The sequence below is a fragment of the Polynucleobacter sp. JS-JIR-II-50 genome (genome assembly GCF_018687895.1).
In the GTDB taxonomy this organism is placed as follows: Bacteria; Pseudomonadota; Gammaproteobacteria; order Burkholderiales; family Burkholderiaceae; genus Polynucleobacter.
On the sequence record NZ_CP061307.1, the window covers coordinates 1,234,960 to 1,257,186 of the forward strand.

A 22,227-nucleotide genomic window follows, 5' to 3' on the forward strand; every position below is an offset into this window, starting at 1 on the left:
CGGATTACTTCAAAATTAACGTGGTTTTGAAGCTGAATGCTTGACGAATTTTTAAGAAATTTTGCTACAAATATACCTTCGAATTTGGGTAAAAATGAGGTCAAATTGGAGGGTCAGTTTTTAACAATTTTGGATCCAGTGGTAGTCAAAAATTTGCCCCATCAAACACGCTTTTTTGATGTCAATTTCAGGTCATTTTGACAGCGGATTTTGCACCCAAAATTTAGCTTATCCCCTGCTTAAATTTCCCAATTCTGGATGATCATTTTTAGGAAATTTCTGATCCTTGGCGGGTGTCAATTTTGGCCCGTTAATGAACTATTTTGAGTTCATGTATTACTTTAAGTATTTGAAAATTGCGCTATGGCTATGTGATTTTTTACTTTAACTTTAGCTTGCATCACACTCACAAAACATCGTTTCCACTCTCTCCACACAAGAATTTTGCTTTGAGTACACTTCAATTGATTGATTGCATAAATGAATTACACGCATTATTTTTGTATTGATTGTTGACTAAAATAGGATGCAAATAGAACTCAAATGGAGATATCTTTTAGGGTCGATTTTGGGGTGTTTTCAGGGGGTGGTTTTTGGTCCCGAAATTTGCTTTTTGCAGCCTCCAAAAGTGCCCTTTCAATAGCGGGTTTTGCCCCCACCAAACTGAAGCGGGTGACGGCAAATGCACCGGACTGGAGGGCTACTGCAAAACCGATCATTTCCCCTGTCTGGGTAGCCTTTAAAACAGCATCAAATGGGTCCAGAATCTGGAATAGATTACCCCCAATTTGGGTGCATTCCATGCTCAGGGCCGTAGATATGCTCTGGCTATTCATCAGAACAGAGTATTTGGTCCCTGGATCGCATTTAAGGGCCTGGTGAAGGTAAAACAAACACTTCTCACCCGAACAGAAGACCCCAAACGAGGATTTGGAGTCATTAGCTGTGTATGCCTCATTTGTTTGCCCATTAAGGTCTACAACCCAGTTCTGGGAGGCTAATTTCTCAGCTTGAGCGGTCAAGGCAAGCAATAGCAAGCCCATGGCGATGAGGTTCTTTATGAAGGTCATTGCACAATCCTTGCATTCGCACGTAGGTTTTTAACGGTTTCGGCAACATACTGCTGAACAATTGCTTGGCGGATCTGCGGCTTAGCCTCATCGAAGCTGGGAATCTTAAAAGCCCGCTTATCGTCCAGCTTGAGGATCACCCAACCCGCTTGAGTCTGAATGGGGGCTTGGGTAATTGCACCCTTAGATAAGTTAGGAATAACACTGGCAACCGGGGCTATTACCTGGCCAGGCATCACCCAGCCCAAAGAGCCACCCTGAGCCTTAGAGGCTTGATCAATTGAATACTCTTGCGCGAGCTTGCCAAATAACTCACCCTTCTGAATTCGGCGGATCAGGTCGATCGCATCAGTCTCATTAGAGACCAAAATTTGACTCAAGCGGTATTGGGTGCCATTGCCACCCTCACCCATGAGTTTGCGCTGGCGGTCATACTCTTCTCGCATCTTGGCATCCGTAATAGGATCTTTTTTGAAATGGTCCTCAAGGAATGCTTGTAGCAGCAAGTTTTGTTTTAGCTGCGTCACTTGATCGGGGAAATCAATTTCCTTAGCAAGACCCAGCTTCGTTGCCTCTTGCGCAATCAATTCTTTATTAATGAGATCTTCTTTGATTGCCTGACGCAGTTCTGGGCTATCTTTTTGCCCCTGGCTCGTAACAGCCTTTACATTGAGATTAAGAAGACCTTGAGTGATGGCTGTTCCATTAACTGTGGCAACAAACTCATAAGCCAAATTAGATTCAGACTTTGCTTGCGCATATACATTGGTAACAATGGCTGTTGCGGCCAATGTTAATAAACTGATAAGAGCATTTTTTTTCATTGGCGAACAACTCACAAAATTAATAATTTTTTAGAACTGATAACTTCCAGTAAACCAGCCGCGGGGATTAGTGGTCGAGCCATCTGTATTGACGGGCTGTCCTGTAGAGCTATAGAGAGGATTTTTGCCAATCTGCCAGGCAACCATTGCCCCCAAGTTCCAACCTTCCCAATCCCACTTAGCGCCAAATCCTGCGCCTTGCAAAGAATAGAAGTTATTAGCGTTTGTCAGGCCCTGCCAGTTGGGGTAGGTATTTTTGTATTGCTGAACTAATCCTAGGTCATAAAACATGGTACCAGTAATCCGCCCTGGAAATTGATGGCGCAACTCTGCAGTTGCAATGCCGCCCTGTGATCCGCCACCCTGTGCAACTGGATAAGCACGCACAGCGTATGGACCGCCCATATAGATTTGTTCGGCTGAATTTAAGTTCACGGTCGACAATTGACCGGTCACGCCAACATACGCAGAAGTTTCACCACTCTCACTTAATTGCTGCGTACGATTTCCAGAGAAATTAAATTTTGTAAAGTTGGCTGGCGTGTACTGACCGTAACCCTGCAAACTCGTCGCCATGATATCGAGATAGCCGTGTACAACCGATACAGAGCCCGCACTAACGCCGCCGCCGCCAAAACTATCATAATGATTCCCCGACAGTCCAAGCGTGGCATTGTTGATGTTGTAGCTACTCATTGTTTGCATCGTCAATAAGTTTTTATTCATATAACTTTTGACATCGTAATTGGCGTTAATGTTTACGTTCGTGCCTTGCTCACGCACCAAGGGGTAAGCAAGTGATACGCCACCGGTCCAGGCATCACCATAGCCAGCACTAGCACTTTGCGCATAATTACTGACATTCTTATAGTTCAGATAAGTACCAGATACACCTAGACGCAAACCATCTGGAGAAACTGGCAATGAATAAGCGCCCTGCACATACTGAGAGCCCTCGGAATAAATACCATTTATAGATACCTGATCGCCAATACCTAAAGGATTAATGCCATTCAAGACAACCACCCCTTGGTTTGCACCAGTAGTTCTACTGCCGTAGTTATTTGCCTCAACTTTGCCTTGATACCATTGCGGCTCAGTAAGCTGCAGTCTTAATGCGGTATCGCCATCCTTATCACCTGGCTCTAGCTGACTTGCAACAATGGCGCCTGGGGTTTCGTTCAAAATTAACAAGGCACGTTCAACTGCCTTTGTATTTAATGGCTGACCAATCGGATTTGCATAGGTAATATATTCAGCCGCCCGATCTTTGCCAAAGCGTGTTGGGCCATTCGGAGTGTCCACTATTACGCTACTGAGCTTTGCTTCTGTCACCAAGATTTTGACTACACCGTTGGCAATTTTTTGTGGGGGCAAAATAGCTTGAACGGTATAACCACTCTTGCGATAGAAATCCATTACCGCATTACAAGCATTTTGTAAGTCATCAAAATTAACGGGGCGTCCTACCCAAGCTTTCAGCACCTCTTGCACGCTTGACTCTGGCAGCAAATTGACGCCTTCTAAGGTGAAAGATTTAACCTCAAAAGTGACCTCACCTTGGCTTGGCTGAGTTTGACGTAATGGTTCTTTTGCTGTTGGCTCCGGCAACGCTAGAGGTGATGGCATTGGCAACTGCTTCTCTAGGCCCTGTTGCAGGGCTCCAGCATCAACCTGTGCAAATACAACTGACGGAAAAGCACCAATTACGGCTATAAGAATGGCTAGTGGGCCAATTTGCTTAAAAAACATCTGTCGCAAGTTATTCATGAAATGGAGGCAAAGGATCTAAGTGAATCAATAAATGATTGATTTTATAGATAATTTTTGACTAGTGCTGTTAAAAACCCGCCTCACGCACAAATGTTGCTAAGCCGCCACGTAACACGTCACCCAGGACTGACTTGGGCCAAGCAAAGATAGTGACAGCACCTCGTAGGTATCCGGTAGATATCTTCCCTGGGCTCCCATCAACCTTCAAGCGGACTCGATAGATGGATCGCTCAGGAATAGATTTACTGCCTTGCTGTCTGACCAATACTTGACCGCCAGCTGAAGAGGCCAAGGAACCATCTAACAAGCTTTTACTGGCGTCTCGATCTATAGCGATGACACTTAAACCCACAGACCCCAAACCAGGCGCTTCAGGCACAAATCTACCCCAGTTACCCAAGTCAATACGGTGCAGGTCTGATTCGTCGATATAACAATCAACCACCCAGTGTTCATCATCAATCAGCGTTACCAATTGCATTCCCTTGGGAACCCATTCACCAACAAATAGATCGGGCTCAACATCGACAATTGAGCCTGTAAAAGGAGCTGTAGCATAAAGACGACCACGTTCTGCTACGAGACCTTTTAATTCTTCTGTGGCTGACTGAAGTTGATCACGAAAAATGGGTTGCTGCGTGATTGTGTCCGCAGAAAAACCAGCCGCCCCAAATTGCTTTGTAAGGGTTTGAACTTTAGCTCGCGCTTTAAGCAATTTGACATCCAACTCAGGGGAGTCTAATTTCATAATCAACTCACCAGATTTAACATTGCTTGCAATTGGGGGTGGCAAAACCAATACTTGAGCAGCCTGGAAGGCGATGACTGAAAAGCTTCTCTCTGGCTTTAGCATGCCTTGGGTATTAATGGTCACATCATAGGGAATGACAATTAAGCCTAACAAAATAAGTGATACGTAATAGGCTGGCCGATGCCGCACTACCGGCCCAATTTCAGACCAACGTTTCTTCCAAACAATGAATTCATTCCAAATGGGTCTGGTTAAAAAATACCAAAGCTCCACGCCAAAAAGAATAATGCCTAGGGCTTTAAAGAAGTAGTGATAAACCAATAAAGCAATACCAAAAAATACCACCAAGCGATAAACCCAAGTAATAAAAGCAAATAGCAAAATAAAGGTTTCATACTTTGGTGAAAATTCTTCAGGCTTAGGGTCACCCAAATGAAATAATTTTTCACGCAGCCACCACCGAGCATATCCAAAGCTCCTGGCGTGAAGATTTGGAATGCCTACTGCATCACATAAGAGGAAATAACCATCAAAGCGCATAAAAGGACTGGCATTTACAGCAAAGGTTGCCACCAAAGAAGTGGTGGCCACAAAAAAGCAAACCCCCCGCAGCGCGCCATCAGGCATGAGTGTCCAGGCCAATAAAGCCCAGGCCGCTAATATAATTTCCGTCATAATTCCAGCGCCAGCAATTACTAAACGCTTGTGATGAGAATTGAGCTTCCATGACTCAGTCACATCCGTATAAGCAACTGGCATCATCACAAGGAATGCAACACCCATTGTAGGAACCCGACAGCCAAAGCGTTTTGCAGTTAAGGCATGACCTAGTTCATGCAAGATTTTGATCAGCAGTAATGCAGCGGAATATCCGATCAAGCCATCCCAACTAAACGTATCCACTAAAGTTGCACTAAATAACTGCCACTGCCTAAATACACCCCACACACCCAATAAGAACGCACAAGCTGTTACCTTGAAGAACAGGGGGCTATATAAGAATTGGAGTTGTCCTAAGGCTTTACCTAGATATTTATCAGGCTTAAAGAGGGGCACCCTAAAAAATAAATAGCCATGCAAAAGATGTTGAAAAATACCCTTCTCTCGCGCATTATTTTTGGCATTTAGCCAGGATGTACCGGCAAAGTCGTTGCGTTGAACGAGCTCATTCTCTTCTAAAAACTGGAGAACTACTCCGATAGACTCTTCATCAACATGCAATGTAGTGCCATCATTAATCGCTTCAGTAATTTGCGCTGCATTACCCATCTTAATGCGGGAAATCACTTCAAAGGCAATCCAATCTAAAGAGAAGTACTGGTTTCGCGCAGGATCATGCAGTGTCCAGGTAGGCGCCCCGGAAGGATCAGCCGGCCCAGCATGAATAGTCAGGTCTTCGCGCAGACTAGGCCACGGTTTCTCCTGGCTAAACATGAATTACAGTCCTAGATACTGACGTACAAATGCGATTGGCTTACGCAACACCCAATAGGACAAGGGTACAAATTGTCCAGAGACTCTTGCGGTACCTTTTAATCCTATTCGAGCCGGTGACTCACCAGAATCGATAGTAGCCCTTAAGCGATAGGCATAAGTGCCATCGGGGCGCTGCATTGCCTCATGACCTAGATAGCGCATCTTGGCATCTATTGGGGATAAAGGGCTGGCATTTAAATAGAGGGTTACAGAAGCTTCATCTGGCAGTTGGATTGCTTCATTTAGCGGTATCCAGGCTTCAATTTCTGATTGGTTTTCATTTGCAATCACCATAATCTTTTCACCCGCAACTACTGGTTTGCCAATCCACTCTGAAGGCTCATCAAAAAGTGCAACTCCAGATCTTGGGGCCTTGATTTGCGCCTTGGCCAATAATTCTTTGAGATAGTCAGCCTCTAGGCGCTTTTCGGTTGCCTTGCCCTCTTGTGGCACTAACAGCCCACGGCTCTTCGAATCAGATAAGGACTGAAGTGAGCTTTGACGATATTCTGTGGTGGCAATTTGCATCTCTTGCTGAGCAACCTGCAAGCGACTATTCAAAGAAGTGAGGTCTAATTTGAATAAAGGTTGCCCTTCCACAACTTTTTGATTGGGGGTGACAAAAAACTCATCGACTACACCTTCAATGGGCACTCGAATGATGGCAGGATTAGCGGGAACAAGTTCTGCTGGCGCTAATATCGTCAGGCGCACCGGAAATAGAATCGCAATCCAAATAAGCCATTTGATGCGACGCTTTTTATCCTGCCAAATTGCCTTGATTTCCGACTCAATAGTTTCGAATGTCCCGTGTAGTCCTTTTGCTTTCAAAAAAGATAAGGCGGATTTAATTTTTCCACCAACAAACTGCATACCTTTTTTAATCAGACCAAACCAGGTGCTTGGCTTTTTAACAACATTATGAACAACGCCATCAATACCAGCACTTAAGTCGTTGTGGTATTTTTTAATCTCTTCCTGGCCTGGAAGCACGGCGAAAAACTTCAACCACCACTTGCTCAGCTCGCCATGGATTGTTGGTGCATGTAATTTAATCCAGGCATGGGACCAAATATCCATCCACTCAGCCAGCAAACCCATATCTTGCTCTTGCCAAGGATCTTCGCGGCAAAGTAAAAGGCCGGCCGAGAGATTTTCATTACCAATTGGCAACCATAGTGCCTGACTTGGCAAAGACTCGCCCCACTCCGGCAAGTCTTCCGCTTCAATCATGGAAGGAGTTACAGAAACCGGTTTCTCTTGGGCTGAAAGCGATTTACAAACCCGAGAGAGCCATAATATAAATGGAGAATTTCTATCTAATTGAGAAACGCTTGATTGACTCAGAACACCCTCTTCCCTTACCCAAAAAGCGGCGAGTTGATATGGTGCAAGCGCATAAGTCTCATTCGTCAGAATGAATTGGAGAGACGCTGCGCTTTCAGCATGCCGCGCACGCCGCGCCAGATCCAAAAGAACTAGTACTGGCGGTTTTTGCTGAGGTTGCGCTATGGATTCAGTCATTAAGCAACGAGACGCACAATCGATTCAATTTGAGCGGATAAAGGTGGTTTTCCAGTGAAGCTTTGAGGGCGCGGCGCAAGAGGTTTGATTTTCAGATTTGTTTCTGCCTTATCACCTTTGCTATCAGTTGCATGAATCTTAATATCCAATGGAGTTTGCATCGTCGCTGGAACATCAGCAGTTACCTTGCCAGTAGCGGCATCAAACTTTACCCATGTTGGCAATGGTGCGCCATCTTTCTGAGTTGCAACTAAGGTCAGCGCACCATGGCCGCCAGTAAAAGTGCCTCGCGGGAGGTCGTAATTTACCTGGCCAGATACAGATGGAACCGCATCAGGTGGAGTTAAGGTATTACGAAGACCAGCCTGCGTTACTACTGTCGCTTTCTCTGCAGGCCTATCTGGCGCTTGAGGAGATGCAACCGGCAATGGTATTGGGCCATTAAGTGCAGTATTGGCCAAAGACGCTTTCACAAACTGAGACTTTTGAGCTTGACTAGGAGTGACACTCAAATTAAGCCTATCTTTATCCTTCAGAATTGGTCTGCCCCATGCATCCATTTCCCCAGAGAGATCAATAAACTCAACTTGCATTAAGGCATCGAACGTATTAGGGCCTGAGCTTGGTGGGACGACTTGCGGGTAGAAAATTGGGTAAGTTTGAGGGCCTACTGCAACCGTTGTAGTAGTTGAATCCGCAGAGTTCACCGTAACTGTATAGGTAGCAGTAGCACTTTCTCCACCTGGATCGGTTGCGGTAACGGCAATGTGATAAACACCCGCAGATCCTGCAAGCGGGGTACCGCTAATAGTTCTTGTTGCAGAGTCAAAACTCAAGCCTATGGTAGAAAGCGCAGCGCCACCACTTAATGTTGCCGAATATGTTAACTGCCCTGCTGAGTTATCCACATCCATGAATGCGGGAATAACTTTAGGAGTAATAGCAACATCCTCAATACCGGTTTCATTTGAAATATTTGGTGCTACTGCTGCATCATTAGCGCCATTAATAGTGATTGTCACCACCTGTTGTGTGCCATCAATAGTAGTTACTGTGAAGGTATCGGCTAAGGTCTGATGATCATTCAAGGCCTGGACTTGGGAGTCGCTGTCGTTAAGGGTGTAACTCCAATGACCCGATGAATCAATCGAATATGTTCCATGTGTACTAGCAGCGCTCGAAATTGCGGTGAAAGCGTTGGGCGTATTATCAATGTCGGTATCGGTTAAGGTACCAGTAACAGTAGCGATACCTGCGGTAGCATTGTTGACGCCGCCAGCCTCCAATACAGAACCAGCTACTGTACCGCTAATCGCTGCGGCATCATTAGCCCCATTGATAGTAATAGTCACTACTTTTTGTGTGCCGTCAGCAGTAGTAACGGTAAAAGTATCCGTTAAGAACTGTCCAACATTAAGCGCTTGTATTGTTGGGTTGCTATTACTTAAAGTGAAATTCCAATTTCCAGAGGCATCAATCGTATAGGTTCCATAACCATTAGACGACATCGTTTCAACTAATGCCGGAGTAAACGTATTGGCGGTATTGTCGACATCAGAATCAGCCAGAGTTCCTGAAGTTGATACTGTCATTAAATTAATAGATTCCGTAACAGAACCCGTACTTGTACCACCCACTACTGCGGCATCATTAGCGCCATTGATGGTGATGGTCACTACTTTTTGCGTGCCATCAACAGTAGCGACTGTGAAGGTGTCGGTTAAGGTTTGTCCAACATTAAGAGCCTGTACTGTGGCATTGCTATTACTAACCGTATAGCTCCAATGACCACCGGCATCAATGGTGTATGTGCCATAGCCACCGGTTGAAGTGGTTGCACTAGAAACAGCTGAAAAGGTATTGGCGGTGTTATCAATATCGGTATCAGTCAAGGTGCCAGTTGCAGTCGGCGTTCCAGTAATCGCATTGCTTACCCCGCTAGCCTCTGTTACAGAACCTGTGCTGGTGCCGCTAATCACTGCAGCATCATTAGCGCCATTGATGGTGATGGTGACCACCTGTTGCGTGCCATCAGCAGTAGCGACTGTGAAGGTATCGGTCAACGTTTGGCCAACATTGAGTGCTTGTACTGCAGCATTGGTGTCATCTAAGGTGTAGCTCCAATGACCGCTAGCATCAATGGTGTATGTACCATAGCCACCAGAAGAGGCGGTTGCACTCGCAACGGCAGCAAAGGTATTGGCGGTGTTATCAACATCGGTATCGGTCAAAGTACCGGTAGCAGTGGCGGTGCCTGCTGTGCCATTACTGACTCCACTCTTTTCTGTAACGGAGCCTGTAGTAGCGCCACTCACTACCGCGGCATCATTAGCGCCATTAATGGTGATGGTGAGGGTTGCGGTGGAGACATGCCCTGTATTACCTAAAGCTTCATAGGTAAAGGCGTCAGTAAGAGGTGAACTTCCAGCGTTTAAAGCCTGAACAGTGCTGTTCGCATTGTCTACAGAATAAGTATATGAGCCGTCCGCAGCAACTAGCAAGCTGCCATAAGCACCTGTTAATGTTACGCCACCACTAGTTACCACTGTTGGGGTCAGACCCAATGAAGATCCAACGGCTGCTTTATCAACACTTAAACTTGGTCCAGTGTCATTCGTTAATACGTTTCCGGACGGATTTGTACCCGCGATAGCATTTAAAAGACCAGATGCCTCAGTAGCAGAAGCAGAATCATCAGAGGACATCACCGTACCAGCAGCAACAATAGTCATTGTGAAGCTACTTGTAGCGCTTAATGATCCTGAATCGGTACCCGTCACAACAATTGTCTGAGTGCCTGCAGAACCAGCAGTTGGTGTACCACTAAGGGTTCGAGTGCTAGCATTAAAACTCAGACCAATTGTCGAAAGCGCAGCGCCACCACTCAATGTTGCCGAATATGTTAGCTGCCCTGCTGTGTTATCTACGTCGGTGAATGCAGGAATCACTTTAGGAGTAATAGCAGTACCTTCAGAAGCTGACAAGCTGGTAATGACGGAACCTACCGGTGCATCATTAGCGCCATTGATGGTGATGGTGACCACCTGTTGCGTGCCATCAGCAGTAGCAACTGTAAAGGTATCGGTCAACGTTTGGCTAACATTGAGTGCTTGTACTGCAGCATTAGTGTCATCTAAGGTGTAGCTCCAGTGGCCACCAGAGTCAATGGTGTAGGTGCCATAACCACTAATTGATGTAGTTGCACTTCCAACTGCCGTGAATGTATTGGCAGTGTTATCAACATCAGTGTCGGTCAAGGTACCAGTGGCAGTTGCGGTACCTGATATGCCATTACTTACTCCACCCTTCTCTGTAACAGAACCCGTACTTGTACCACCCACTACTGCGGCATCATTAGCGCCATTGATGGTGATGGTCACTACTTTTTGCGTGCCATCAACAGTAGCGACTGTGAAGGTGTCGGTTAAGGTTTGTCCAACATTAAGAGCCTGTACTGTGGCATTGCTATTACTAACCGTATAGCTCCAATGACCACCGGCATCAATGGTGTATGTGCCATAGCCACCGGTTGAAGTGGTTGCACTAGAAACAGCTGAAAAGGTATTGGCGGTGTTATCAATATCGGTATCAGTCAAGGTGCCAGTTGCAGTCGGCGTTCCAGTAATCGCATTGCTTACCCCGCTAGCCTCTGTTACAGAACCTGTGCTGGTGCCGCTAATCACTGCAGCATCATTAGCGCCATTGATGGTGATGGTGACCACCTGTTGCGTGCCATCAGCAGTAGCGACTGTGAAGGTATCGGTCAACGTTTGGCCAACATTGAGTGCTTGTACTGCAGCATTGGTGTCATCTAAGGTGTAGCTCCAATGACCGCTAGCATCAATGGTGTATGTACCATAGCCACCAGAAGAGGCGGTTGCACTCGCAACGGCAGCAAAGGTATTGGCGGTGTTATCAACATCGGTATCGGTCAAAGTACCGGTAGCAGTGGCGGTGCCTGCTGTGCCATTACTGACTCCACTCTTTTCTGTAACGGAGCCTGTAGTAGCGCCACTCACTACCGCGGCATCATTAGCGCCATTAATGGTGATGGTGAGGGTTGCGGTGGAGACGTTACCCGATCCATCTATAGCTTGATAGGTAAAGGTATCCGTTAGGTGCGTTAGCGAAGTAAGTGCCTGAACTGCTGCAAGCGTATTATCTACAACGTATTGGAAGGATCCATCAGATCCAATAGACAAGATGCCGTAAGTACCATCTGCACCTGCAGCGCCACTCTGGTAAGAGGTGCCTGGATTTACTGCAGTTGAAGTAACGCCCGCAGTTATTTGATTTACGGTCAATGATGCTCCAGCATCATTGGAAAGGACATTCCCAACTGGATCTGTACCAGACGTTGCATTATTTACCCCACCAGCCTCTAAAGCAACTGCAGTATCAGCAACCGCAAGTATTGAAATAGGGTTATATACAGGAGGGTCAAACGTGACAACTTTATTTCCAGCGATATCTTGCAGTTGATTTCCAGATAATGGCTGAACATAGTCAACACTTAATGAATCCAGTGCGCTAATACTTATACCGGCAAAACTCAGAACAACAGTTGTTGGACTTGCGATTGATACCGCGCTGGGAGTGATCGTATATGTGGCACCACCGTTAGCAGAATTAGCGGCGCCGCCGTTATAAAGGTCAGTAATCGTAAATGCTGATGTAGCGGGTACAACTGTAGTATTAAAGCCCGATCCTGTCTCAGTAAATGTTAATGTAATCGTATTGTTAATAGGATCTAAAACAGCAGAATAATCTAGTGGAGCGGTGGTATCCAATACGTATGACAAAGTAGTTAAAGAGCCTTGTGCTCCGGTAGATAGGGTTTTTGCCTGGAACTCAATAAGATTAGAGCCATCTATGGTCGTTGCACCAGTGACTCCTCCAGTTAATGTGACGCCATTCCAGCTGACATTAACGCCACTAACTTTATTGGTGACATCTGTCCAAGTGATACCCCCATCCACACTGCCCAACAGAGCCTGCCCAGAAATCAAAACTTTGCTTAGGGTTGCTGTAATAGTTTGGGAAGATGTGTAAGTAATGATATCGGTAGCATTAACGCCGGTATCGGCAGAAATTCCGATTCCACTAATCGTCGGCAAAGTAGTATCAATTGTGATGGTTGTTGTATTACTTACAGGGGTTGCATTTGCGCCAGTTACAGGATCGGTTTCTGTAGCGGTGAAGGTGTACGTACCATTTGCAAGCGGGGTTGGGGTCGTAAAGCTCCAGTTTCCGCCTGTATCAGGAGTGGCGGTTCCGGTATGCGTTACCCCAGATACAACGTAGCTGATAGTAACCACCCCATGTGGATCTGCAGTACCAATTACAGTAGGTTGACTGGCAGAAGGATAGGCAACGCTAGTAATTGAAACATTCCCAAGCGATCCATACAAAAGGTAATCTTGCATAGCAACCGATCCAAAGCCAGAGGTGTTGCCCACCCTAAATTGAATAGTGTATTTGTTGTAGTTAGAGTCAGCATATCCCGTTGTTAGGGTTGCTCCATTCCAGCTAATTGCTGTACCACTCACCTTATTGGTCACATCAGTCCACGTCAGACCACCATCAACCGATCCTTGCAAGAAGGATCCTGATGGCAAAGTTGCACTAAGGGTTGCGGTAATGGTTTGGACTGCAGTTGCAGTCACAAAGTCCGAGGGTGAACTTCCGGTATCAGCAGATATTCCAATATTACTAACAGTAATTGTGGGTAACGGAGAAAGGACTGCGAAGCTAAAGGTATCCGTTAAGTTATTAATGGTATCTCTAGCAGTAAATGTGTAATTACCATCCACAAGAGACTGCACGCCCACCAAAGAAAATGACCAGGTACCATCTGAATTAGTGGTAACGGAACCTATCACAGTAGCGCCATTTTTAATTTCTAAGACCACCCCTGCTGCTGCCGTGCCTGAAAGTACGGGCGATCGGTCAGCTGTGGTGGTTAAGCCACTATCACCATCCACAGCAATGATATTAGGCGCGACCGAACTGGCGCTATCAATTAATAAAGCATATGAAGGTGCTGCAGTTGAGAATGAAGTAGTTTGAGATACAACTGAACCCGACCCAATATCAATCGTATCTGGGTATGAAGATGAAACCGAGTGGGTGGTGGATGTAAAAGTGCTGCTAGATGAGCCAAACTGAAATGTAGAAACAAAGGTATTTGAGTTATTTGCCCCATCATTCAAGACAATGCTAACGGTTCTGGTAGAGGTACTTGTGCTAGTCCGCGAGTAGGTAACGGCCCTTAAAGCAGCCTGCCATTGCGCAGTGGTTGCGGTAGATCCACTAGAGGTCAAAGTTAAAACGTTCGACGAGGAGTTATAAGATGCTGCAATATTTCCGTATGTAGTAGCAGATGTATTGGTAAATGCCAGTACATTTCTTGAGCTGGTTGATGCAACAGTCATTGTTGCGGATGCGAAATGCGTACTGTCGCCATCAAAAATCATCAAGCTGGGGACAACTGGATACAAAACGCCTGAGGATGCAACGGTCGTTTGGTTAGCGCCCGCAAGTATTGGCGCTAAACTGGGGCTAGACCTTGATACTGCTATGGAAGCCGTCAGCACTGTTGATAAATTAGAACTTGCCTCACCATTATTTGCCTGAAAACTAAGGGTTCTGGTAGCGGTTGACCGACTACCGCTTGTATCGGAGTTCAAATACGTCACGCTTGAGAGCGCATTTGCCCACTGCAATAAAGTTGCAGTACCGCCAGAAGATGCTAATGAAAGTACACCTGTGCCCGAATTGTAGGTAGATGTAATATTCCCGTAGAGGGAGCTGCTGTTGTTTGTAAATCCAAGCTGATCTACGCCAGAAACAAAATTAGTGGTGATGCCTACAGTAGCCGATGCAAGCGTGGTCTTGTTATCTGCAACCTTAATTGCCATTCCACCAGTAGCTGAAATAGCGCCACTATTGTTGTAATCTGTTGTGGATGGAGAGGAGGCACTTGTTAGCACTGGTGCTGTGATCACTGGAATTACCGTCACAGTAGTAGTTCTTACTGCGCTATAAAGAGCCGAAGTCGTACCAGTTTTAATCTGCCATGAAATTGTTCTACTTAAGTTGGCACCAGCATTAGTGGGGTCTGTTGCTGACGAATGAAAAGTAATGGAGCGCAATGCTGCCTGATAATCGGCAATAGATGGCGTTTGACCACTTGCAGCAGTTAAAGTGTAGTAACCGGTTGGAGATGCAGTAAATGTAAATTTAGATCCGGTGGTTGCCGCCAGGATATCCCCCGTAACCCCAGAGTTGATCGAAACATATACTGCGGAAGGCGTAGTAGACCCCACTATGGATATGGCTGCGTCTAAAACAGCATAAGATCCGCCAACCGTGTAACTAGCAGCCGTTGAAGCAACTGCGGTAGTTGAATAAATCGCTCTAAAGGTATGATTGCCTGGATCCAATAATCGAGTAGTTTGATTAATTAAATTAGAAGCCGCCCCAAATTGCATCGACCAAGCTTTTGAATTTGCGGCAACACTGGCGGTTCCGACGTAGGAGCCATCTGCATAGACATCCACGTAAGTAGTTGCAGTAGTTGAAGCTACGGCAGAAATTTGGCCGACTATATTGGGTGATGTATCGGTAGTAGCTGTATGTTGCAAGTCGGCTACAGAAGATCCCGTCCAGGATGCTGCGTCTAGGCCAGTTACAAGTGCAGCAATACCGCTACTTGGGATGCTTGCGGCTGTAACAACGTTATAAGGGAGCGTCGCGCTTGCACGCACCACTCCATTTGCATCAAGCAAAGTAACTTGCAGTGAGTAGGTGCCGCTTGGCACCGAAGACCAAGTTGCTGATGAGCTATAGAAATTACTATTTAATATAAGATTTCCAGCAACAGTTGTGCCTACGGCTTGTGTAATTGGGCCGGTTTTAGTTAAAGATGCAATATCCTGCCCAGCACTATTAATTAGGTTGTACTCAACGGTATAGGTTCCAGTTGTAGGAACGGTAACTACCGATGACACGGCTGCATTAGTTTCAGCAATAGAAGTTAAGGTATAGGTTCCAGAACCACCATCGATGAGAATTTGAGCTGAAGAAACCCCTACAACCCAACGTCCGCCATTATTTGCTTGTGTCTGGGTACCATTATCATCAGGAACCACCCGAACAATGTAGTCTCCAGCTCCTTGGGCCTTGATGAAAGTGGTGATATCTAAAGTAGTGGTGCTCCAGGTATTGTTTGTACCGTTTAGATATCCAACAAATTGCCAAGACGCTGCGCCACTCTTTTGTATATAGACGCCATCCCATTCTGAATTGGCATTACCAATTGCGTATGGGACTCCATTGCTTAATAGCCCGTAATCCACGTCATATGCTTTAAGAACTAATAATGCGGAGCTACTTGCAGCAGTTATGGTGACGGCATTAAATGTGATGAGCTTGCCAGCGCCAATGAGACCTGAGGTAGATCCGGAGGTATCCACGTTGGTACCGGTAGTAGCGGTGTATGAACCACCTAAATCATGAACGTAACCATTGATCGCCACCACATCAAAAGCGGCTGCAGATAAAACCACGCCAGAGCTTGCCTCAAGCGTCCAGTTACCCCCCAGATTAGAGGGACCGGTTAAGTCGGCGGAGGCGGCGACATGCGCCCCACTTGCCAAAGCAAAAGCATTAATAAAAGATTGTCCTTGAACGCCTTCACCCACATAACATCCATACAGCAGAATATCTCCACCACCTTGGACCAAGGAGTTTCCGATTGCAGATAGATCATCGGCATAATTAGATAAAGAATCAATAGTGAGATCAAGGGAGCCAAAGAAAAGTTCTGCTGGGTTACCGTGACTAACTATATGAATCGCATTGATGTTGGATTGGCCGCCAAGATAATCGGCCATCTCTCGCAAGCCATCACCCTGGCCATCGATCAAGACAACCTCAACACCAGGTCTCACAAAACTTGCGAGCTGCTCCCAATTAGCAACATTGGAATCCAAGAAAACAACTTCATGAAGTCCGCCATCCAATGCGGGATCTGCAGCAACCAGTTGACGTGCTTCATAACGGCCTTGACTATCAAAAGCGGCCACCTTTTCTAATAGCTGCCGTTCAGCGCTCAGGGTATCTGATTTCGAAACATATAGATCGATCACGCCATCAGGTTGAAGGGTTTGGGCAATCGCAACAACGTCATTAGAACGACTAGATAAATCAGTTCCAACAAAATTGGTGGAACCTAAGTTAAAGCTAGCATTAGAAGAAGAAGCAATGATGTGTATGGCAGCAAGATCAGCATAAGCGCTTGAGATACTTGCTATCTGCGACAAACCATCCTCACCGGGATTCAAAAGAACAACTTCAACCCCCGGCTTTGAGAGTTCTGCAATTTGCATGGCATTAATCGCATTAGCATCAGCAAAAATGAGTTCTGAAACGGAATCTGCCTGCGAGTTATTTGTGATGGTAGCTAAATGCCAGATGGAGTTTTGATCAATGGACAAATCTGTGACCTTGACATTAATTCCTGAGGCATCAGACAAGGCGCCTTCTGCACTACTTATGTCCAAATTAGAGTCGAGTTGCACCAAATCAATTTGTGGTGATGCGCTTAATTTAGAACCCCATTGAGAGATCCGATCAATTTCAGAAGATAATGCAGAGGCACTGAATTGAGAAGTTCCCAACCAGACCTGACCCGAGAGGTCTGTTTCACCAGCTAGGGCTAACAAGCTAACATTTTGATGTGAGGCCAAGTAATCAGTTATTTGCTGTATTCCATTGCTAGTAGAGTCCACCCACACTACATCGACGGATGAAGAAGGTGCCACATCAAACGCAGGAAAGGCGCCAGAACGAGAGTCCACAAAGACAACCTGATTTACTGCAGATGGAGCAGTTACGGGGGAATTTTTTGTCAAAGCAAGCAATGCGCTTGCCTCAGGCTGGAGCGCTGGCGCAGATTTTGTTGCGGCAACTGGCGCAGCAACAACACCATCAAACAACATACGCTGCTCAAGAGCAATCATGCTAGGTTGATTGCTTTTAAACCAAGCGTGTTTTAGTTTTTGACTTTGCTTCATTTCACCACCCCTTGCTGGGTCACTTGTTTATCCGGCGTATCGCTTGGCGACTTTATTTCTACCGTGCCACTCATACCTGGTGTGAGCTCTGCAAATTCACCATTCACGATTGCTGCAACCTTAAATGTCTGGCTTACGGGGTCAATGCGAGCACCCACTCGAGTAATTTTTGCGGGATAAGATTTCCCAGTCTCATCAACCTTCACTTGGAAGTCATAGCCATTTACCAACCAGGTAGACCACTTTGAGGGGACTATAAATTCAAGCTCTAATGCGCTATTGTCTAAAATATCTAACAGCGGTTGGCCTGCTTGAACAAACTGCTGGGCACGGACTTTTTGCTCCGCTACGCGACCATTGAATGGTGCAAGAATTTTGCATTTAGCTACTACAGCACCCAATTCATCGGCCTCAGCTTTTGCCTTTTGATATTCAGACTGAGAATTTTCATACTCAATACGCCCTACAGATCCTAGGTCCAATAACTTTTTATTGGTAACGTAATTTCTTTCAGCAATCATCATGGAGGCTTTGCTCTTCTGAAACTGGGCCTGTTGGGTTTTGCAGTCAAACGTGACAAGAGTCTGTCCAGCCTTGAATGACTCACCCTCTCTGAAATCAAATTTATCTACTTTTGCAGCAAGTTCTGAAGCGACCGTGGTGTAGGTCACTGGACTTAATTGCGCCCTAATAGACTGATCACCTAGCCCGGCATTATCGTCAATAACAGCCTCATTTTTTGAAAGGGAGCTCTCAACCTCAACGGACTTATCTTCAGTCAAGCTATGCCATGGGCGCCATTCAATCAGCACCAATACCAAAAGCACAAAAGCTCCTAGTACAGCAGCAGACGATGGCTTACGCATGAATGCTAATTAACGGGTAGCAGAACTTGAACTAGAATTCACCGCAACCGCATCGCTAGATTTTGAGGTCTCAGATACTGGTTGGGGCTGCAGCTCAACTGGTGGCAACTTGCCTGAGTTCCACTCTTCGAAAGATTTCTTCACAATCTTGGTGAGATCACCCAAAGAGATGTCATTGACGCTACCAATATCAGGCTCCATACCAGAGGTAGCTTGCATCTTTCCGCTGGCTGCGAACAGCTGTGACAGCGCTTGATATTTTCTGAGTTTGCTAACGATCGCAGATGAATTTGCCGCAACTTTTTCAGCTTGACTTGCTGCGCCCTCTTTTTCTTTATCTGCGGTAATTTTTGCAATCTTCGAATCGACTTTATCAATCTCAGCGGAGCGTTGATACAACTGCAATGCATTTTCTAATTGCTGTTTAGATAAGTAAACCTGACCGATTACTGCCATCTGTACCATCATGCGCTTTTGCTGAGCTAAATCTTGATTTGCATCAGCAAGCTTTATGGTGGCAGGTGCCGTGAGGATGTTCCAGAGATTAAAGCTGATCTGCGCCGCACCCTCCACCCAATTTTTATTAATATAAAAACTGTTATTCGTTGCTTGAGGACCATAATTAAAGCTGATGCCTGGTAGCAACTTCAAAATTGATTTATGCGTTTCCTCAACAGCAATACGAGCGTTATAAATACCTTCTTTCAAGTCGGCATTGTGTGCAAGCGCCCTTACTTCGAACTCCCGAACATCCGCATGAGCATAGGAGTTTGGAGCTGTAATTTTGTCCGGATCTTCCAAGGTATAGCTTGTACTTGCGGGCAAGTTGATCAATTGATTCAACTCAATCTTGGCAGATGTAAGCTCTTGATCAATCGTTTCTAAAATCTTGACGTTATCTAATAAAGATTTTTGATACTTCAATGCATCAATAGGAGCCTTTAAGCCTTGGGAATCAGTCTTCCTGGAATTTTCCAAAGCTTCATTAGCTTCCTTAACTGTCTTTTGTAAATCAGACTTCAATTTCTGTGCGGAGGCAGCTCTTAAATAGGCAACCTGAATATCCTGAACCAACACGTGCATCGTTCTACGGCGTTTTTCTGAGGCAACAATGATTCGATCTGCATTTTGACGCGCATTAAAATAACTGACGCCAAAGTCCAATAAATTCCAACTCAGCATCAAACCGGTTGTGTCATAAGTCTTAGCCGATGAAACAAAAGGCTCATTTAAAGACGGATTACCTGAATAAGCGCCGGTAGCAGTAGTGATGAAGTAGTTATTGCGATAGTTGTAACCTGCATTAGCTACAACCTTAGGCAGCATATCGTAATTCGATAGGTCTGATACGCCCATCGCTATAGCCTGCTCCATCATTTTTGAGCGGTAATCAAGGTTGTACTTGATACCTCGAGCAACCGCCTCATGCAATGTCAGAGACTTGCCTACCGGCTCAACCTCTTTCTGAGCTTTAATTCTGTCTTGATAAAGGAGTTTTTGCTGCTCATCTTGAGTAATAGGCTTGGGAAGGATGGAACAACCGTCTAACAGCAATACGGCTGCTATTAAAAACCAAAAAACACCTGACTTACGTGCTTTAGACACAGTTTGCATGAAGCTTCCTAAAACCTGCTATTAATTATTTCCTAACTGATTGATTTTTATATTAAAAACCTCAAATTAGCTCTCGGGCGATTATACATTTTAGGTGCAAAAATGTCATTAATTTGAAATAAATTATATTTGCGAGCTTCATTTAAAATTATTAAAAGCCTATATTATTCAATAAGTTACATAAATTTATTGAATACCGTAATTTAGTCTTTTAAGACAAATAACCACTAGCAGTTTAATATTTGGCATGCCAATTTCAGCCCTAAATTCACGCATTTCGTTTGACTACCCCCAGCAGAATGCTGCGGGAGCCACCTGTACTTCCCAAGCTTGGGCAAAAACCCCTCCTCAGCTTCATGGCACAGAAAAAGCCACCGTTATTTCCCGCATCAAGCAATTGTTGATTGAGAAAGATGCCGCACTTGTTGCTCACTATTACGTTGATGGCGATATTCAAGACTTGGCATTAGAGACTGGTGGCTACGTAGCTGACTCACTTGAGATGGCACGCTTTGGCAAAAACCATTCCGCCAAAAATCTGATTGTTGCTGGCGTCCGCTTCATGGGTGAATCCGCAAAGATCCTTAGCCCAGAAAAACGGGTGTTCATGCCCGACCTCGATGCCACCTGTTCGCTTGATTTAGGTTGCGATGCTACTGACTTTGCTGCATTTAGAGCAGCGCATCCTGATCGCGTTGTTGTGGTCTATGCAAATACCAGTGCTGCAGTAAAAGCCCAAGCCGATTGGATGGTGACAAGCTCATGTGCATTAGCTATTGTTCATCAACTCAAAGTAGAGGGCAAAAAAATATTATGGGCACCCGATCGCCACTTGGGTAGATATATTCAGGAGCAAACTGGTGCCGATATGTTGTTATGGAATGGCGCTTGTATTGTTCATGATGAATTTAAAGCAGTTGAGTTAGAAATGCTTAAAGCGGCTCACCCTAACGCCATGATTTTGGTTCACCCCGAATCTCCGCAAGCAGTAGTTGACCTTGCAGACGTTGTAGGCTCTACCTCAGCCATGATTAAGGCAGTAGTGGAAGGCGCTGCAACTGAATATATTGTGGCAACTGATAATGGCATCTTGCATCGCATGCGTCAGCTCGCTCCGAATAAGAAATTGATCGAAGCGCCAACCGCTGGCAACAGTGCAACCTGTAAGAGTTGTGCGCACTGCCCATGGATGGCTATGAATGGTTTGCAAGGAATTTTAAATTGCTTGGAACATGCCTCTGGTGAAATCTTCATTGATGAGCCTATTCGTGTTGAGGCTTTAGGTTGTATTGAGCGCATGCTCGACTTCACTAAAATTCATCCAGATCTTTTGACCAAAGCGCAACATGGCTTTGTAAAGAATATTGGTGCCGCTTAATTATGTTTGAATACAACGAAACCTTAGAGCAAGCTCGTCAACGTAATATTGCTGATGCGCTGATGGAGGATATCGGCACTGGCGACTGGACAGCCAAACTCGTTCCTAGCAAACCAGTCAAGGCGCAACTCATTGTTCGTCAAGAGGCTGTTCTTTGTGGCGTAGATTGGTTTGAAGGAACACTCAAGAAGCTCGATCCCAATGCGAAAGTTACCTGGCATTACATGGAAGGCGATCTCATGAAGCCTGATACCAAGGTTTGCGATATCGAGGCTGACTCCCAAGCCCTGCTCTCTGCTGAACGTACTTGTATTAATTTCTTACAAACGCTTTCTTGGACAGCGAGCATTACCCGTCAGCATGTTGATGCAATTGCAGGTGCTAGCCCCAATCCTAAGGGGTGTGCCGTGTTAGATACACGCAAGACTATCCCGGGATTACGTCAGGCTCAGAAGTATGCTGTGCTAGTGGGTGGCGGCAAGAATCAACGTCTAGCCCTGTGGCATGGCATCCTGATTAAAGAGAACCATATTGCTGCTGCTGGCAGCGTGACCGCTGCATTAAAGAATGCACAAGATCTTAATGCTGGGGTAGATATTCAGATTGAAGTAGAGAACTTTGCCGAACTTGATGAAGCTTTGGTGGCCGGGGCAAAGAGCATCCTGATCGACAACTTCAATGCCGATCAAATGAAACAAGCTGTTGCAATCACTGCTGGCCGGGCTTTGCTGGAAGCGTCTGGCGGCATCAATTTAGATCAAATGCGCGCCATTGCATCTACTGGCGTTGACCGCATCTCTCTTGGTAAGCTCACCAAGGATGTGTATGCGGTTGATTTCTCAATGAGAATCTTGGGTTAAGCCTCTTTGGCC

The 22,227-nt window shown here is 45.6% G+C and carries 10 protein-coding genes; 2 read left to right on the top strand and 8 right to left on the bottom strand.

The window, feature by feature from the left end:
• Positions 1-539: 539 nt before the first annotated feature.
• From FD963_RS06200 to FD963_RS06235, 8 genes are all read right to left on the bottom strand, one after another.
• Positions 540-1,043: a hypothetical protein gene (locus FD963_RS06200; RefSeq protein ID WP_215361158.1), complete on the bottom strand. Its 504-nt coding sequence runs from the start codon at positions 1,041-1,043 to the stop codon at positions 540-542.
• A 23-nt stretch (positions 1,044-1,066) separates the two neighbouring features.
• The gene (locus FD963_RS06205) at positions 1,067-1,894 is read right to left on the bottom strand and encodes a peptidylprolyl isomerase (RefSeq protein WP_215361160.1); all 828 of its coding nucleotides are present in this window, start codon (positions 1,892-1,894) and stop codon (positions 1,067-1,069) included.
• 30 nt (positions 1,895-1,924) lie between these two features.
• Positions 1,925-3,646: a ShlB/FhaC/HecB family hemolysin secretion/activation protein gene (locus tag FD963_RS06210; protein ID WP_215361162.1), complete on the bottom strand. Its 1,722-nt coding sequence runs from the start codon at positions 3,644-3,646 to the stop codon at positions 1,925-1,927.
• Between the two features lie 88 nt (positions 3,647-3,734).
• Positions 3,735-5,852 (bottom strand): site-2 protease family protein, encoded by a 2,118-nt coding sequence (locus FD963_RS06215; protein ID WP_215361164.1) that lies wholly within the window; start codon positions 5,850-5,852, stop codon positions 3,735-3,737.
• A gap of 3 nt (positions 5,853-5,855) precedes the next feature.
• Positions 5,856-7,418, bottom strand: coding sequence for an efflux RND transporter periplasmic adaptor subunit (locus FD963_RS06220; protein WP_215361166.1), 1,563 nt, complete (start codon positions 7,416-7,418; stop codon positions 5,856-5,858).
• Positions 7,418-17,497: a VCBS domain-containing protein gene (locus tag FD963_RS06225; protein WP_215361167.1), complete on the bottom strand. Its 10,080-nt coding sequence runs from the start codon at positions 17,495-17,497 to the stop codon at positions 7,418-7,420. The genes FD963_RS06220 and FD963_RS06225 overlap by 1 nt, the downstream gene beginning before the upstream one ends.
• Entirely contained in the window at positions 17,494-18,363 is an 870-nt protein-coding gene (locus tag FD963_RS06230; protein ID WP_215361170.1) for an efflux RND transporter periplasmic adaptor subunit, read from the bottom strand. The genes FD963_RS06225 and FD963_RS06230 overlap by 4 nt, the downstream gene beginning before the upstream one ends.
• A 9-nt stretch (positions 18,364-18,372) precedes the next feature.
• Positions 18,373-19,977: a TolC family protein gene (locus FD963_RS06235; RefSeq protein WP_215361172.1), complete on the bottom strand. Its 1,605-nt coding sequence runs from the start codon at positions 19,975-19,977 to the stop codon at positions 18,373-18,375.
• 247 nt (positions 19,978-20,224) lie between these two features.
• Between FD963_RS06235 and nadA the strand changes: the two genes are divergently transcribed.
• Both nadA and nadC read left to right on the top strand, forming a co-directional pair.
• Positions 20,225-21,355, top strand: coding sequence for a quinolinate synthase NadA (gene nadA / locus FD963_RS06240; protein ID WP_215361174.1), 1,131 nt, complete (start codon positions 20,225-20,227; stop codon positions 21,353-21,355).
• Positions 21,356-21,357: 2 nt separating this feature from the next.
• Entirely contained in the window at positions 21,358-22,215 is an 858-nt protein-coding gene (nadC, locus tag FD963_RS06245; protein ID WP_215361176.1) for a carboxylating nicotinate-nucleotide diphosphorylase, read from the top strand.
• Positions 22,216-22,227: the final 12 nt, after the last annotated feature.